At 69.9% G+C, this 14904-nt stretch carries 17 protein-coding genes; 10 read left to right on the forward strand and 7 right to left on the reverse strand.

Features of this window, described 5'->3' with window-relative positions:
* Window positions 1-212 precede the first annotated feature (212 nt).
* From ACH427_RS21390 to ACH427_RS21400, 3 genes are all read left to right on the forward strand, one after another.
* Complete coding sequence (locus ACH427_RS21390; RefSeq protein WP_398871336.1) at window positions 213-365, forward strand: hypothetical protein; 153 nt, start codon at window positions 213-215, stop codon at window positions 363-365.
* Between the two features lie 86 nt (window positions 366-451).
* Window positions 452-1663: a JmjC domain-containing protein gene (locus ACH427_RS21395; RefSeq protein ID WP_398871338.1), complete on the forward strand. Its 1212-nt coding sequence runs from the start codon at window positions 452-454 to the stop codon at window positions 1661-1663.
* A complete protein-coding gene (locus ACH427_RS21400) occupies window positions 1660-2451 on the forward strand; it encodes an aldo/keto reductase (RefSeq protein WP_398871340.1) in 792 nt (263 codons plus the stop codon). Before ACH427_RS21395 ends, ACH427_RS21400 begins: the two co-directional genes overlap by 4 nt.
* On the opposite strand, the gene ACH427_RS21405 is transcribed toward ACH427_RS21400, so the two are convergent.
* Together ACH427_RS21405 and ACH427_RS21410 are read right to left on the reverse strand one after the other, a co-directional pair.
* Window positions 2439-3284, reverse strand: coding sequence for a hypothetical protein (locus tag ACH427_RS21405; RefSeq protein ID WP_398871342.1), 846 nt, complete (start codon window positions 3282-3284; stop codon window positions 2439-2441). The genes ACH427_RS21400 and ACH427_RS21405 overlap by 13 nt on opposite strands.
* Before the next feature lie 78 nt (window positions 3285-3362).
* The gene (locus ACH427_RS21410; protein WP_398871344.1) at window positions 3363-4280 is read right to left on the reverse strand and encodes a hypothetical protein; all 918 of its coding nucleotides are present in this window, start codon (window positions 4278-4280) and stop codon (window positions 3363-3365) included.
* Window positions 4281-4499: 219 nt separating this feature from the next.
* Between ACH427_RS21410 and ACH427_RS21415 the strand changes: the two genes are divergently transcribed.
* Entirely contained in the window at window positions 4500-4820 is a 321-nt protein-coding gene (locus tag ACH427_RS21415; RefSeq protein WP_398871346.1) for a hypothetical protein, read from the forward strand.
* 202 nt (window positions 4821-5022) lie between these two features.
* On the opposite strand, the gene ychF is transcribed toward ACH427_RS21415, so the two are convergent.
* Window positions 5023-6111 (reverse strand): redox-regulated ATPase YchF, encoded by a 1089-nt coding sequence (ychF, locus tag ACH427_RS21420; RefSeq protein WP_398871348.1) that lies wholly within the window; start codon window positions 6109-6111, stop codon window positions 5023-5025.
* A gap of 233 nt (window positions 6112-6344) precedes the next feature.
* Here ychF and ACH427_RS21425 point away from each other — a divergent pair, with 233 nt between their 5' ends.
* On the forward strand, window positions 6345-6941 hold the full coding sequence (locus ACH427_RS21425; RefSeq protein ID WP_398871351.1) for a DUF6542 domain-containing protein: 597 nt from the start codon (window positions 6345-6347) through the stop codon (window positions 6939-6941).
* Here the strand turns inward: ACH427_RS21425 and ppgK are convergent.
* Together ppgK and ACH427_RS21435 are read right to left on the reverse strand one after the other, a co-directional pair.
* The gene (gene ppgK / locus ACH427_RS21430) at window positions 6838-7602 is read right to left on the reverse strand and encodes a polyphosphate--glucose phosphotransferase (RefSeq protein WP_398871353.1); all 765 of its coding nucleotides are present in this window, start codon (window positions 7600-7602) and stop codon (window positions 6838-6840) included. The two genes, ACH427_RS21425 and ppgK, sit on opposite strands and share 104 nt — an antisense overlap.
* 63 nt (window positions 7603-7665) lie before the next feature.
* Window positions 7666-8676: a 4-hydroxy-3-methylbut-2-enyl diphosphate reductase gene (locus tag ACH427_RS21435; RefSeq protein ID WP_398871355.1), complete on the reverse strand. Its 1011-nt coding sequence runs from the start codon at window positions 8674-8676 to the stop codon at window positions 7666-7668.
* 98 nt (window positions 8677-8774) lie between these two features.
* Between ACH427_RS21435 and ACH427_RS21440 the strand changes: the two genes are divergently transcribed.
* The 4 genes from ACH427_RS21440 (at window position 8775) to ACH427_RS21455 (ending at window position 12489) form a co-directional block, all read left to right on the forward strand.
* Complete coding sequence (locus tag ACH427_RS21440; protein ID WP_398871357.1) at window positions 8775-10130, forward strand: APC family permease; 1356 nt, start codon at window positions 8775-8777, stop codon at window positions 10128-10130.
* Window positions 10131-10185: 55 nt separating this feature from the next.
* Window positions 10186-11406: an exodeoxyribonuclease VII large subunit gene (gene xseA, locus ACH427_RS21445; RefSeq protein WP_398871359.1), complete on the forward strand. Its 1221-nt coding sequence runs from the start codon at window positions 10186-10188 to the stop codon at window positions 11404-11406.
* Window positions 11407-11416: 10 nt separating this feature from the next.
* Window positions 11417-11665 (forward strand): exodeoxyribonuclease VII small subunit, encoded by a 249-nt coding sequence (locus ACH427_RS21450; RefSeq protein WP_398871361.1) that lies wholly within the window; start codon window positions 11417-11419, stop codon window positions 11663-11665.
* A gap of 233 nt (window positions 11666-11898) precedes the next feature.
* Complete coding sequence (locus ACH427_RS21455) at window positions 11899-12489, forward strand: malonic semialdehyde reductase (RefSeq protein WP_398871364.1); 591 nt, start codon at window positions 11899-11901, stop codon at window positions 12487-12489.
* Between the two features lie 48 nt (window positions 12490-12537).
* Here ACH427_RS21455 and ACH427_RS21460 read toward each other — a convergent pair whose 3' ends face one another.
* On the reverse strand, window positions 12538-13089 hold the full coding sequence (locus ACH427_RS21460; RefSeq protein ID WP_398871366.1) for a DUF4245 domain-containing protein: 552 nt from the start codon (window positions 13087-13089) through the stop codon (window positions 12538-12540).
* Between the two features lie 224 nt (window positions 13090-13313).
* On the opposite strand from ACH427_RS21460, the gene glpX reads away from it, so the two are divergent.
* Entirely contained in the window at window positions 13314-14345 is a 1032-nt protein-coding gene (gene glpX, locus ACH427_RS21465) for a class II fructose-bisphosphatase (RefSeq protein ID WP_398871368.1), read from the forward strand.
* Window positions 14346-14506: 161 nt separating this feature from the next.
* On the opposite strand, the gene ACH427_RS21470 is transcribed toward glpX, so the two are convergent.
* Complete coding sequence (locus ACH427_RS21470; RefSeq protein WP_366004878.1) at window positions 14507-14812, reverse strand: WhiB family transcriptional regulator; 306 nt, start codon at window positions 14810-14812, stop codon at window positions 14507-14509.
* Between the last annotated feature and the right edge of the window lie 92 nt (window positions 14813-14904).

Genomic DNA, 14904 nt, shown 5'->3' on the forward strand with positions numbered 1-14904 from the left:
TGCCATTACCGGTTCGCCCCTACGGCGCGCCATGAGCCTTCCCGCCGATCCGCCAGCGAACAGACGTCACAGGCCGGCACGGGGCGGCTTGCAACGTCCACACAGACTCTCGCCCTCTTGCGGCCGAATGTTCGACATCGCACCGTACGTGGGCGAGGTTCGAGAGCGGGCAACAAGCCCGCTCGGTACTGCCTCGGAGGGAGGTGACACCTATGAGCGATCTCTCGAAGCGCGACGAGCTGCTCATCGCCGTGGAGGAGCTGTCCAGCGTCCACGACCGATGCGACAGCGGGCGCAGTGATCCGCCGCCGCACGCGACCGGCGACACGCAGCCTGATGGCGACCCTCTGAACATTCCCGAGTAGTCGCAGAGCGTAAGTGGGGCCCGCACAGTGGGGGCTGTGCGGGCCCCTTCCCTCACAGGGCAACGCATTAGACAGGAGAAAAGGCCATGGAACATCAGCTCGTCAAGGCTGTCGAGCATGCACTCGGCTGGGAGGGGGCTAACCAACTCGGGGGCACATTCGCGCGTGGTGCCATTGCCGATCAGCAGTTGCTCGCCCGCACGCTGTCCCCCGCCAGGATGTTGGACCTGGTGATGCGGAGGGGGCTGAGCAACCCGCAGGTTCGCGTCTTCCAGCATGGCGACGAGCTTCACCCGAACAAGTACCTCAGCCCGCAGGTGACCCGAAGGGGGCAGAGCCTCTCGATGGTCAACATGCTGCGACTCGGCCGCCTGCTGTCAGCCGGCGCGACCCTCGTTCTGGACCAGACGAACGTATTCGACCCGACCATGGAGGTCACGTGTCGAGCGTGGCAGTGGTGGTCGCGAGAGCGGGTACAAGCCAACGTCTATCTCACGACTGGCGACGCCGCAGGCTTCGACCTTCACTTCGACGACCACGATGTCCTGGTCCTCCAACTCTCCGGCGAGAAAGGGTGGGAGGTCCGCGGCTCCAGCCGCCCGTACCCTCTGTTTCGGGACTCGGACCGAAACGACGAACCGAGCGAGGACATCCTCTGGGCCGGGACCATGCGCGAAGGCGACATCATGCACATCCCGCGCGGCCACTGGCACCGGGCTACCCGCGTCGGCCAAGGTGTAGACGGGCACAGCCTGCATGTCACCTTCGGGTTCGCCAAGCGCACGGGCGTCAACTGGATGCAATGGATGGCCGACTGGTCACGCGACGATGAGGTTTTCCGTCGAGACCTGGTTCGACAAGTTGACTCGTCCGAGGAGAAGGGCCAGCGACACGAACTCGCCTCCGCTGCGGCCCGCCTCATCACCTCGCATCGTCCGGTTGACTACTTGATCGCCCACGAGCGGGAGACCAGCCCGGGACGGCACGTGCCGTTCCTGAAGACCTTCGGGCCGTTGGGCTCGGTGGTCTGTGTCACCGAGTTCCGGCCGCAGATCCTCGAACGCGGCGAGACGGTCGAGGTCGTGTCCAGTGGCAAGAAGATCACTTTCACGCAAAAGGCGCTGCCCGCCCTGGGTGTGCTTCTGAGCGGACAGCCCGTGAACCTGAGCCAGGCCGCCAACACCGTGGGAGCCCACGTTGAGACCGTGGCAGAGATCCTCGTGGAGGAACAGCTGTGTGCACCGCTGACCGCCGACTTGTCCTCGGGCTACACCGGTCTCGTCACGAACGCAGCTTGATCGAGGCCGCACTCGATCTGGGCATCCGAGCCATCGACACGAGCTTCAACTACCGGGGCTTCGCTTCGCACACGACCCTGGCGCGCGTGGCCGGTGACCTCCTGCCGAAATTCGAAGTATCAACGAAGATCGGCTTTCTCCCCGGCCCTGGCAAGCACTCCCTTTCCCCCGTGCCGCTGTGGAAAGCCCTGGGCCGGACGCTTCAGGATTTGGAACACGTACCGGATGTGGTGTTCCTCCACAACCCGGAGCGGACGCTCGCTCGGCTCCCCCCGGACCGGCAGCCCGAGGTGCTAGCGACCGCCTTTGCTGTGCTGAGCGAAGCGGTGGACTTGGGGATGTGCAGACGTTGGGGTGTCGCCTCCTGGAACCCCGAGCGCCTGCCGGACCTTCCCACCGGAAGCGGGCTCGTTCCGCAGGTGCTCATGGTGCCGGCGGGCTTGCTCGTTGGTGCGCAAACTCTGGAGGCTGCGGATTCACTCACCAAGCGCTGGCACGAACCGACGATGTGGGGCATGAGCCCCTTTGGCGGGAGCTTCGAAGATCCGATTTGGGACAGAGTCGATCCGCGGATCTTCCTCCGCTCCGAAGCCCAGGAGTGCAGCCGAGCGCAAGCAGCACTTCGAGTTGCCTACTGCCTCCCTGAAGTACGCAGAGTCGCTGTAGGGTCTGACGACCCCACGCACCTCCGAGAGCTCGTCAACGCCCTGGACTGTTCGGTGGACGAAGCGAAGATCCGCAGGTATCGCTGCCTCCTGCGGGAGCGAGGCGGCAATCAGCGTCCATAGATGTCCAAGAGGAGCCCGCTCGACTCCCTTCGAGCGGGCTCTGCCCTCGGGTCATCATCTCCGTAGTCGAGGATCTTCGCGCAGACGAAAAGACACATGATCCGGCCCGTTCGGCATTCGAGGTCTGAGCGGCGTTCCCGCCACACGCGGTCAGCCAGATCGGGAACGGCCAGGGAAGCTCCCCACAGCGAGGCCGCGTCCAACCCCCTCGGGGCCATGCCCCAATCCTCCCAGTCCAGCAACCAGCATTCCTTCGGTCCGGTCAGGTTCGCCCAATTCAGGTCTGCATGAGCCGGAGTCCAGGCGTCGAAGGTGATGTCGAGAGAGCTGTCGGGGAATGCTCGCCGAATCGTTGCCCAAACGCCGGACCTCTCGATCGGGACGGTGTCCGGCGTAGCGATGCGGCTGGTGCTGTAGCTGGCCAACGCATCCAGCGAGACGTTCAACGCCCCCCACCAGGAGTCCGCGAGGTCGGGCGCTTCCGTCAGCACGCCGCCCGGCTTCACAGGCTTGGCAGTGATCAGCTCTGTCTCGTCGGCCCTCCACATCGCCGGGGCGCTGGGGTCCCGCCAAGCCGCGCCCGCGTACCAGGCCGGCCGAGCAACCTCCGCCAGCACCGCGGAGGTCTCGGTCCCGTTCCACCCCTGGCCATCGATCCTGTCGGTGGTTCGCCGCTCGATGCGCACCCAGGTGTTACGTGAGGTCGGTGCGCCGATCGAGCGGCGCTTGCGAACCACGGCCTCTCGGTCCAGGCTCACCTGAAGGGCGCGCTCCACGTGGGTGAGCACGTCGTCAACTGGCTCGACTCGAAGATCTACAAGGGCAGAAGGCATCGGGAGCTCCTTGACCGCGGTGAGCTGCGACCGTAGCAGGGCTGCCGGCCGCACTGGCGCATGTTCCTCACATGGCCCCTACACAGACGGGAGTTCGCCGGTATACCAGGTCAGATCGTCGTCGAACCAGTCAGCGAGCGGGTCGGCCCGCACCTCGCGGGCAGGGACGGGGCGGTATTTCCGGGCCACCGCGTCCTCGATGTTGCGCTCCAGGATGTCGACGGCGGCCTGCCGCCAGCGGTCCCACTCAGGCGCAGACGCCGTCTGCATGCGGGTCACATCGGAGAGACGCAAGTGGCAGGGGTGCCCTGAAGGCAGCAGGAGTGGAGGCCGGAGGTCAGCCAGCGCGAGGACGCGCTCAGGGGCGAGCAGAGCAGATACGTCGGACAGCCGTACGTCGTGCAGCTTCGCCACATCGGCGCGCTGCGCAGCGTCGTACAGGCCCAGGGCTACCAGCACAGTGGACATGTGCGCGTCCAGAGCGACGCCGTCGGCCGCAGGGTGAAGGCGAGCGAACAGGTTGCCGTCGGAAGCCATGGCGAAGCTCGTCAGGTGGCGGGCTGTCCGGAGGCACATGGTGAACATCATCTTTGCGTGGTGGGTGGTGAAGCAGCCGACTTCCCACCTGAACCGGTCGTGGTCCGCGGGGTCGTCCCGATCCTTCTTCGGCTCTGGCGCCAGGGTGAGGTCGTCCTCGAAGTCAGGGAAGACGACCACCCTCATCCTGCCGGCGGGGAAGAAGACCGGCTGACCCGTGTATGCCAGGTGCGTCATCTGACGAACCGCAATCGCCGTGACATACCCGTCCGTCCACTCGTGGCCGCAGGAGCACGAGATGAAGGCGTCCCGCCCCCGGGCCTGGAAGGTCAGCTCCCGGGTTGCCGTGCACGAGGGGCAGATCACGGGCTCGTCGAGCACCGCGCCGATCTCCTCCTGGACCTTGGGTATCACGACCTCGCTGGCGAACTGAATGCGAGGCTCCACAACCTTTGACATTGCTCCCCTTGCCGCGACGATCTACCTCGAAGGTCATCTCACCGCGCTGGGGAACATTTGCCAAGGGTCCGTTGCGATCACGGGGTGATCTTGCTCCTCATCCTTGAGGCGGATTAGACCCGGCGCTTCGGGCGGAGGCCACCCGCCCCACAGGAGGGGGCAGGACACCTCCGTGCGACCAGCCGCCTCTCCCGCCAGCAAGGCCATAACGTCATCGGCATGGAATCACCGAGTAGCCGCGAAGCCGCATGGCAGATCGCTTTCAGCCTGAATCAGCTTGCCGCCGCACATGTGTATGGGGAAGTTCCCACAATTCCCGGCGAACACGAAAGCCTCATTGCGGGCGATCTAGACGACGCCTGGCAGAGCTTCTTCGCTCACGCCTCGCCCCTCCCGGAACCTCTGAGGCGGCAGGTTCGCACTCTGCTGGAGGGGTGGGACATGAACCCTCGCCGCCTGATGGAGCTCCTTCCAGTGCTGGATGAGCTCGCCTCGCTGCACGGCGCCGACCTGCCGGGCATCACCTTGCCCGAACCCTGACAGGGGGCGAGCGGCGCGGACATCGATACCAGCGCGAACCCAGCACCAAGTCAGCACAGGAGGGGGTCCGAGAGGTGATGAGGGGTGCCTCCAGGTCAGCACCAAGTCAGCACGGGAAAAACTTAGGGGCCCGACCCCGAAGAGCCGGACCCCTTCTGACCTGCATGTTTGTCAGATCAGCGAAGTGGTGGTAAGTCGCCCACTAAACATTGAAGCGGAACTCCACCACATCCCCGTCCGCCATCACATACTCCTTGCCCTCCATGCGGGCCTTGCCCGCGGCTCGGGCTTCGGCGACGGAGCCGGCGGCCACGAGGTCGTCGAAGGAGATGACCTCGGCCTTGATGAAGCCCTTCTGGAAGTCGGTGTGGATGACACCGGCCGCCTCGGGGGCCGTGGCGCCCTTCTTGATGGTCCAGGCGCGGGTCTCCTTGGGGCCTGCCGTGAGGTAGGTCTGGAGGCCCAGGGTGGCGAAGCCGACGCGGCCGAGGGTGGCCAGGCCGGGCTCCTCCTGGCCCATGGACTGGAGCAGCTCCAGCGCCTCCTCGTCGTCGAGCTCGATCAGCTCGGACTCGATCTTGGCGTTGAGGAAGATCGCCTCGGCGGGCGCCACCAGGGCGCGCTGCTCGTTCTTGAAGTCCTCGTCGACCAGCTCGTCCTCGTCGACGTTGAAGACGTAGAGGAAGGGCTTGGTGGTGAGCAGGTGCAGCTCGTGCAGGAGGTCGCCCTGCTCGGTGCCCTTGGTGATACCGGCGGAGAAGAGCGTCTGACCGGACTCCAGGATCGTCCGGGCGGCCTCGACGGCGGCGAGGACGGCCACCTTCTCCTTCTGGAGGCGGGACTCCTTCGTCAGGCGCGGGACCGCCTTCTCGACCGACTGGAGGTCCGCGAGGATCAGCTCGGTGTTGATCGTCTCGATGTCGTCCTTGGGCGAGACCTTGCCGTCGACGTGGACGACGTTCTCGTCCTTGAAGGCGCGGATGACCTGGCAGATCGCGTCCGACTCGCGGATGTTCGCGAGGAACTTGTTGCCCAGGCCCTCACCCTCGGAGGCGCCGCGCACGATGCCCGCGATGTCGACGAAGTCGACGGTGGCGGGGAGGATCTTCTGCGAGCCGAAGATCTCGGCGAGCTTGTCCAGCCGGGGGTCCGGGACGCCGACGACGCCCACGTTGGGCTCGATGGTGGCGAACGGGTAGTTGGCCGCCAGCACGTCGTTCTTGGTCAGGGCGTTGAACAGGGTCGACTTGCCGACATTCGGCAGACCGACGATTCCGATCGTGAGCGACACGTGGCGACTTCCCGTAGCGAGATTCCCGGGGCGGTTCCGGCAGCGGGTCGGCCGCCGCCATCCCCGGGAAGGGTGTAAAGGGTCCGCGGCCCACGGCGGGGCCGGTCAACCAGTCTACGGGTCCCCGCCGCGCCACGGCCCCGGAAGGACTATCAGTCGAACGCGCGGCCAAGGTGGCCCAAACCGCGTGTCCAACGTCGGATTCCTCCCACTTCTCGACCTAGTTTGGTCGGGTGGAGCAACCCAGCACCCGTGCGCCCCAGCCCAAGGTCCGTCGCACCTCCCCCGTGCCCAGGCCCGCCTCCCCCGTGGGACAGGGCGAGCGGGCCACGGTCTACCGCGCGCGCTCCGGGCGCGCCTCGCCCCCGCTGCGCGTCCCCGGCCCCCGGCTGACCGGCTTCGGCAGCGGCCTGCTGACCGCCCTGGCCATGCTCGCGGCCGGCGCCCTGGACTCCGTGGCGGGCCGCTCGCCCGCGGTCTACGGCGTCTTCTTCCTGGTGGCGGGCTCGGCCTGTGCCCTGTGGGTGCGGCCGGCCGACCTGATCACCGCGCCGGTGACCGCGCCCATCGCCTTCGCGGTCGGCGCGGTGCCCCTCGCCGAGGGCCCGGACAGCTTCGCGGGGCAGGCCATGGGCCTGGTCACCGTGCTGTCCCTGCACGCCGGGTGGCTCTACGCGGGCACCGCGCTCACCGCGCTGATCGCGTTCGTACGCCACCTGGTGCTGCTCAGGCAGCAACGACGGGATCGGGCCAGGCCGCGCCGGCGGCCATCGCGGCCCCTACGATCCCCGCGTTGTTCATCAGCCGAGCGGGCACGATCTCCGCGCTGACGCCCTCGATCAGCGGGAGGAACTTCTCGGCCTTCCGGCTGACGCCGCCGCCGATGACGAAGAGCTCGGGCGAGAAGAGCTTCTCCACATGGACGAGGTACCGCTGCACCCGGCGCGCCCAGTGCGCCCAGCTCAGCTCCTCCTCTTCCTTGGCGCGGGTCGAGGCGCGCGTCTCGGCGTCGTGGCCGTTCAGCTCCAGATGGCCCAGCTCGGTGTTGGGCAGGAGCCTGCCGTCGGAGAAGACCGCGCTGCCGATGCCCGTACCGAAGGTGAGCAGGACGACCGTGCCGCGGCGACCGCGCGCCGCGCCGTAGTACATCTCGGCGAGGCCCGCGGCGTCCGCGTCGTTCAGCACGGTCACGGGGGCGCCCAGCCGCGCGGCGAGCAGCCCGGCCGCGTCCACGCCGACCCATTCCTTGGCGACGTTGGCCGCCGTGCGCGTCGTGCCCTGCACCACCACGCCCGGGAACGTGACCCCGACCGGCCGCCCGGACCAGCCGAAATTCGCCACGACCTCCCGGACGGTGTCGGCGACGGCGTCCGGGGTGGCCGGCTGTGGTGTGAGGAGCTTGAAACGGTCCGCGGTCAGCTCGCCCCGCGTCAGGTCGACCGGTGCGCCCTTGATGCCCGATCCGCCGATGTCCACGCCGAATACGTTCATGCCGACCACGCTAAGGGGTGAGCCGGGCGCTCACCCCTCGGAACCGGGCACGGGCCGCCCGGTTCAGGACTTGTCGGAGCCGTCGTTCCCGGCCGACAGGGACGCCGCCTCCGCGCGCAGGTCGCGGCGCAGCTCCTTCGGCAGCGAGAAGGTGATCGACTCCTGGGCGGCCGTGATCGTCTCGACGTCGCCGTAGCCGCGCTCGGCGAGCCACTCCAGGACGCCCTCGACGAGGATCTCCGGGACCGAGGCGCCCGAGGTGACGCCGACCGTGGTCACGCCCTCCAGCCACGCCTCGTCGATCTCGTCGGCGAAGTCGACCAGGTGGGCGGCGCGGGCGCCCGCGCCGAGGGCGACCTCGACCAGGCGGACGGAGTTGGAGGAGTTCTTCGAGCCGACGACGATGACCAGGTCGGCCTCGGCGCCCATCTGCTTGACGGCGGTCTGCCGGTTCTGCGTGGCGTAGCAGATGTCGTCGCTCGGCGGGCTGATCAGCTGCGGGAAGCGGCCCTTGAGCGCGTCGACGGTCTCCATCGTCTCGTCGACGGACAGGGTGGTCTGGGAGAGCCAGACGACCTTGGACTCGTCGCGGACGCTCACGTTCTCCACGTCGCCGGGGCCGTCGACCAGGGTGATGTGGTCGGGGGCCTCGCCGCTCGTGCCGATGACCTCCTCGTGGCCCTCGTGGCCGATGAGGAGGATGTCGTAGTCGTCGCCCGCGAAGCGGACGGCTTCCTTGTGGACCTTGGTGACCAGCGGGCAGGTGGCGTCGATGGTGGCCAGCTTGCCGCGGGCGGCCTCCTCGTGGACGACCGGGGCGACGCCGTGCGCGGAGAAGATGACGATGTTCCCCTCGGGCACCTCCGCCGTCTCCTCGACGAAGATCGCGCCCTTCTTCTCCAGCGTCTTCACCACGTACTTGTTGTGCACGATCTCGTGGCGCACATAGACGGGCGCACCGTACTGTTCCAGGGCTTTCTCGACGGCGATCACGGCGCGGTCCACGCCGGCGCAGTAGCCACGGGGGGCGGCGAGCAGGACCTTGCGGGCGGCGGCAGCAGTCATGCACTCCATCGTACGGGCCCGCCCTCCGGGGCCGTTCCGCCGACCGGCACCGTGGCCGGAGCTGGTGCACGATGGGCGGGAGGTACGGACCGACGAGGGGCGACTCCATGGCGACACCACCCGGCGGCGGCCGGAAGGACGCGCTGCGCCGCTCGCTCTCGTTCCGGGACCTCGTGGTGTACGGCCTCCTCTTCATCGCCCCCATGGCACCGGTCGGCATCTTCGGCACGCTCGACGCGAAGGCGCGCGGGGCGGTCGCGCTCGTTTACGGAGTGGCCACGGTGGCGATGGCCTTCACCGCCCTGTCGTACGCGCAGATGGTGCGGGTCGCCCCGCAGGCCGGCTCGGTCTACACCTACGCGCGCGTGGGGCTCGGCGAAGGGGCGGGGTTCATCGCCGGCTGGATGGCGATGCTCGACTATCTGCTGATCCCGGCGGTCGCCTATCTCTTCTCCGGCATCGCGATGCACGCGCTCGTGCCGGCGGTGCCGCAGTGGGTGTGGACGGCGCTCGCGGTGGTCGTGACGACGGGGCTGAATCTGTGGGGTGTACGGGCCGCGGCGGCGGTGGGCTTCGGGGTGCTGGCCGTGGAGATCGCCGTGCTGCTGGTCTTCTTCGCCTCGGCGGTCTTCACGCTCTCGGAGCACGGCGCCCGGCGCGGGTGGCTGTCGCCGCTGACCGGGGAGGGCGGCTTCTCGGCGGGCGCGGTGTTCACGGCGGTGTCCGTGGCGGTCCTCTCCTATCTCGGCTTCGACGCGATCGCCGCGTTCGCGGAGGAGTCGGCCGGGGGCTCCGAGCGGGTCGCGCGGGCCGTGCTCACGTGTCTGGCGGTGACGGGCGTGCTGTTCGTCCTCCAGACCTACCTCGCGGCACTGCTCGCCCCCATGTCCCCGGCGGAGCTGGCCGCGCACCCGGCGGACCAGGGGCCGGCCTTCTACGACACGGTCGACTCGGCGACCGGTGCCTGGCTGCACGACCTGGTGGCCGCGAGCAAGGCGGTCGGCGCGGCCTTCGCCGCGCTGGCCGGGCAGGCGGCGGCGGGACGGCTGCTGTTCGCCATGGCCCGCGACCGCCGCCTGCCGGCCCCGCTGGCCAAGGTCGACCCCGGCTCCGGCGTCCCCCGGCCCGCGCTGCTGGGCGCGGCGGCGGTGACGCTGGTGGCGGCGGTGTGGGCGGCCCGGCGCGACGACGGGCTGGACCGCCTGGTGTCGGTGGTCGACGTGGGCGCGCTGGTCGCCTTCGCCCTGCTGCACCTGTCGGTGATGGGGTGGTTCGGGGTACGGAAGCGGGGCGCCCTGCGGCCGGTGCGGCACGTGGTGGTGCCGCTGCTGGGGCTGGCGGTGGTGATCGCGGTGATCGTGAAGGCGGCACCCACGGCGCAGTGGGTGGGCGGCGTGTGGTGCGCGGTGGGGCTGGCGGTGCTGGGTACGCAGGCGGTGCGGCGGCGGGCGCGGGCGGCCTGAGGGCTCCTGCCGGGGGTCCGCCCCGGACCGCCGACCGCGCGGCTAGGCTCGCTCCATGGCCCTCGATACGTCCCCCGACGCCCCGATCCCCGTCGGGCAGGTGTCCCGTCTCATCGGCGGGTGGATCGACCGGCTGGGTGCCGTCTGGGTCGAAGGGCAGATCACGCAGCTGTCGCGGCGACCGGGCGCGGGTGTGGTGTTCCTGACCCTGCGCGACCCCTCGCACGACATCTCGCTGTCCGTCACCTGCTACCGCTCCGTGTTCGACGAGGTCGCCGACATCGTCTCGGAGGGCGCGCGGGTCGTCGTGCACGCCAAGCCCGAGTGGTACGCGCCGCGCGGCTCGCTCTCGCTGCGGGCCGCCGCGATCCGGCCGGTCGGCGTCGGTGAGCTGCTGGCGCGGCTGGAGCAGCTGAAGAAGTCGCTCGCCGCGGAGGGCCTCTTCGCCGCCGAACGCAAGCGGCCGCTGCCGTTCCTGCCGCAGCTCGTCGGGCTGGTCTGCGGGCGCGCGTCCGCCGCCGAGCGCGACGTGCTGGAGAACGCCCGGCACCGCTGGCCGGCGGTCCGCTTCGAGGTGCGCAACGTCCCGGTGCAGGGCGTGCACGCCGTGCCACGCGTGATCGAGGCGGTGGCGGAGCTGGACGCCCATCCGGACGTGGACGTCATCGTGGTCGCGCGCGGCGGCGGCAGCGTGGAGGACCTGCTGCCGTTCTCGGACGAGCAGCTCGTACGGGCGGTGGCCGCGTGCCGTACGCCGGTCGTCTCCGCGATCGGCCACGAGCCGGACACGCCGCTGCTCGACCTGGTCGCCGACCTGCGCGCGTCCACGCCCACGGACGCGGCGAAGCGGGTCGTGCCGGATGTGGGCGAGGAGCTGCTCCGCGTACGGCAGCTGCGGGACCGCGCGCTGCGCTGCGTCACCGGGCACCTGGAGCGCGAGGAGCGCGGGCTGGCCTCCGTGCGGGCGCGCCCCTGCGTGGAGCAGCCGCAGCGGATGGTGAACGAACGGGAGGAGCAGATCGCCGCGTTCGTCGAGCGGGGGCGGCGCACGTTCGGCCACCTGCTGGACCGGGCGGACTCGGAACTGACGCACACGCACGCGCGCGTGGTCGGCCTGTCCCCGGCGGCGACGCTGCGCCGTGGCTACGCGGTGCTCCAGCACGCGGACGGCTCGGTGGTGCGCGCCGCGGCCGAGGTCGCGGCGGAGGAGGAGCTGCGGGCCCGGGTCGCGGAGGGCGAGTTCGGGGTACGGGCCGTTGTCACCCCTCCCGCTTAGGCTTGGCGGCATGGCGAAGACGGATGCGGCTGCCGGTGACACGGGCGAGAGCGCGCTGGGGTACGAGCAGGCGCGGGATGAACTGATCGAGGTCGTGCGGCGCTTGGAGGCGGGCGGCACGTCGCTCGAGGAGTCGCTGGCGCTGTGGGAGCGGGGCGAGGAGCTCGCTGCTGTGTGCCGGCGGTGGCTGGAGGGGGCGCGGGCCCGCCTTGACGCTGCGCTCGCGGCGGATTCCTCCGAGGACGCTTCGCGGGGCTGATCTTTCCTTCCCCGGCCGCGTCCCTTCCCGGCTGCGTCTGATGTGCGGCTCCGCCGCGCGGGGGCCGCGCCTGCGGCGGGCTTTTCCCCTGCCCGCCGCAGGCGCCGGCGGCTCACACCCCGGAGCCGTGAGCCCCATCACACCACCGCAGATTTAGTTGAAAGTTAACGTACCGCGCGGCAGAGTGGGTCACACCGCACATATTCCCGCACACAAGAGAAGGCACGCCCCGAATGACCCTCGCACTCGACCCCGCCGCCCAGGACCTGCTCTTCCGTGAGGCCCGTACGGTCGGCTCCTTCTCCGACGAGCCGGTGACCGACGAGCAGATCCAGGCCGTCTACGACCTGATGAAGTACGCGCCGACCGCGTTCAACCAGACGCCGCTGCGCATCACGCTGGTCCGCTCCGAGGAGGCCCGCGAGCGCTTGGTGGCGCACATGTCGGAGGGCAACCAGCCCAAGACCCGCACCGCGCCGCTCGTCGCGATCCTCTCCGCGGACAACGAGTTCCACCAGGAACTGCCGACCCTCTTCCCGCACTTCCCGCAGGCCAAGGACGTCTTCTTCAGCGAGCGCCCCACCCGCGAGGAGTCCGCCAAGGTGAACGGCGCCCTCCAGGCCGCGTACTTCATCGTCGGCATCCGCGCCGCCGGTCTGGCCGCGGGCCCGATGACCGGCTTCGACTTCGCCGCCGTCCAGAAGGAGTTCCTGGACGACGACCACACCCCGCTGATGATCGTCAACATCGGCAAGCCCGCCGGTGACGCGCCGTTCCCGCGCTCGCCGCGCCTCGCCTACGACGAGGTCGTCACGACCATCTGACCCGACCCGCCCCGCCCGGGGCGGACCGGTTCACTCCGGCCGTCGCGCTCAGGCCCTCCCGGCCGTCCTGGCCCTGTCGGCCTTGAGCGCGGCGGCCATCTTCGTCAGCCGCTCCGGCGCGGCGGTGCCGGTGACCACCGTCGTCACGCCGTGCTCCTCGCGCACCAGCGCGTTGTACTTCTCGCCGTCGTAGCGCAGCCAGGTGGCATCGCCCACCTTCTCGGTGCGCCTGGTCTTCGTCGCGCCCTGCGTCACGTTGTCGATGAACGGCGCGGCGGGGGCGTCGCTCTGCTCGACCGCGACGTACTGCGTGTCCGGGTCGAGGAAGCCGAGGTGCCAGGCGGAGCCGTCCTTGCCGCCCGCGCGGTACGAGACCGAGGTCGCGCGCCAGTCGGCGTCGAGCCCCACGGGCGCGGCGACGGGGTACGGCGCGGCGCGCCGGGCCGTCTCGAGCTCCACCCGGTAATCGACGGTCCTGACAGGGTCCTTGCTGTCGTCATTCGGGATGAACACATAGCTGACCAGGGCGATCGGGATGATCACCGCCATCGCCAGCAACATGTTCCGTACGGTCTGCGCCTTAGGGTTCCTACCTGCCACGCCCCTATCGTCCCCCATGGCCGCGCGGATCTTGACGGCGGTACGCCGCCGGAGGCCACCGGGCGCGCCGGCGCCGCCGCCGGGTGACCTTGACGCCGCTCATGCGTGGGGTGGCCTGCTCACTCTCGCAGTAAACAGATAAAGTCATCAGCACCCTCACCCTCTGCCCCCTTCGGGGGACGAGAGGTCCCACGGCCGTCGGCCGTACAGAAAGGTGTGCTCCGATGACCGATCATCACCTGCCGTCCCCGCTCGAGGTCAGCCCCGAGGCCCCCGACCGCAACCTCGCCCTGGAGCTCGTCCGGGTCACCGAGGCCGGCGCCATGGCGTCGGGCCGCTGGGTCGGGCGCGGCGACAAGAACGGCGCGGACGGCGCCGCGGTCAAGGCCATGCGCGCCCTCATCGGCACCGTCTCCATGAACGGCGTCGTCGTCATCGGCGAGGGCGAGAAGGACAACGCGCCCATGCTCTACAACGGTGAGCGCGTGGGCGACGGGACCGGCGCCGAGTGCGACGTCGCCGTGGACCCGGTGGACGGCACGACGCTGACGGCCAAGGGCATGGCCAACGCGGTCTCCGTCATGGCCGTCGCCGACCGCGGCTCGATGTTCGACCCGTCCGCGGTCTTCTACATGGACAAACTGGTCACCGGCCCCGAGGCCGCCGACTATGTCGACATCAACGCCCCGGTGGGCGTCAACATCCGCCGCGTTGCGAAGGCGAAGCACTCGTCGCCGGAGGACGTGACCGTCGTCGTCCTCGACCGCCCCCGTCACGACGGCATCGTCAAGGAGATCCGCGAGGCCGGCGCCCGCATCAAGTTCATCTCCGACGGCGACGTGGCAGGCGCCATCATGGCCGTCCGCGAGGGCACGGGCGTGGACCTGCTGCTGGGCATCGGCGGTACGCCCGAGGGCATCATCACGGCCTGCGCCATCAAGTGCCTCGGCGGCACGATCCAGGCGAAGCTGTGGCCCAAGGACGAGGAGGAGCGCGAGCGCGCGCTGGCGGCGGGCCATGACCTCGACCAGGTCCTGCACACGAACGACCTGGTCAGCGGCGAGAACGTGTTCTTCGTGGCCACCGGCATCACGGACGGCGAGCTGCTGCGCGGGGTGCGCTACCGCGCCGAGACGGCGACCACGCAGTCCCTGGTGATGCGGTCCAAGTCGGGCACCATCCGGCAGATCGACTCCACGCACCGGCTGTCGAAGCTGCGCGCCTACAGCACGGTGGACTTCGAGCGCCCCAGCTGATCACGGTCCCCGGCGGTCTCCGCACGCCGGGTCACCCTCTCCCTCACCGCCGGCCGGGCCGCTCCGACGCGGGCCGGCCCCCGTCGACGTGCCCGTCCGGCGGTCGAGGACGAAGATCCGCACCCGGGCTGCCCCCTGCTCGCCCAGGTGCGGCCGGACGGTCAGCCCGCCGCGGCGACGCGCGTCGTGCGCTGCAGCTCCGCCTCGCGGCGGCGGCGCCGGGCCAGGACGACGCGGCGCTCCGCCGCGGTCAGGCCGCCCCACACGCCATAGGGCTCCGGCTGGAGCAGCGCGTGCTCCCGGCACTCGACCATCACCGGGCAGCGCGCGCAGACGCGCTTGGCGGCCTCCTCCCGGGAGAGCCGCGCGGCGGTCGGTTCCTTGGATGGTGCGAAGAAGAGCCCGGCTTCATCCCGGCGGCACACCGCCTCCGAATGCCAGGGGCCGGCCTGATCCCGAGCGGGCATCCGCTGGGACGGTACGGCGGCTTCAGGCAGGGGCTGATGCGGTAGCAGCACGGTCTACTCCTGACGACGGCTTAGCTTGGCCGATTGAGTCA

Source organism: Streptomyces sp. NPDC020379 (genome assembly GCF_044387105.1).
In the GTDB taxonomy this organism is placed as follows: domain Bacteria; phylum Actinomycetota; class Actinomycetes; order Streptomycetales; family Streptomycetaceae; genus Streptomyces.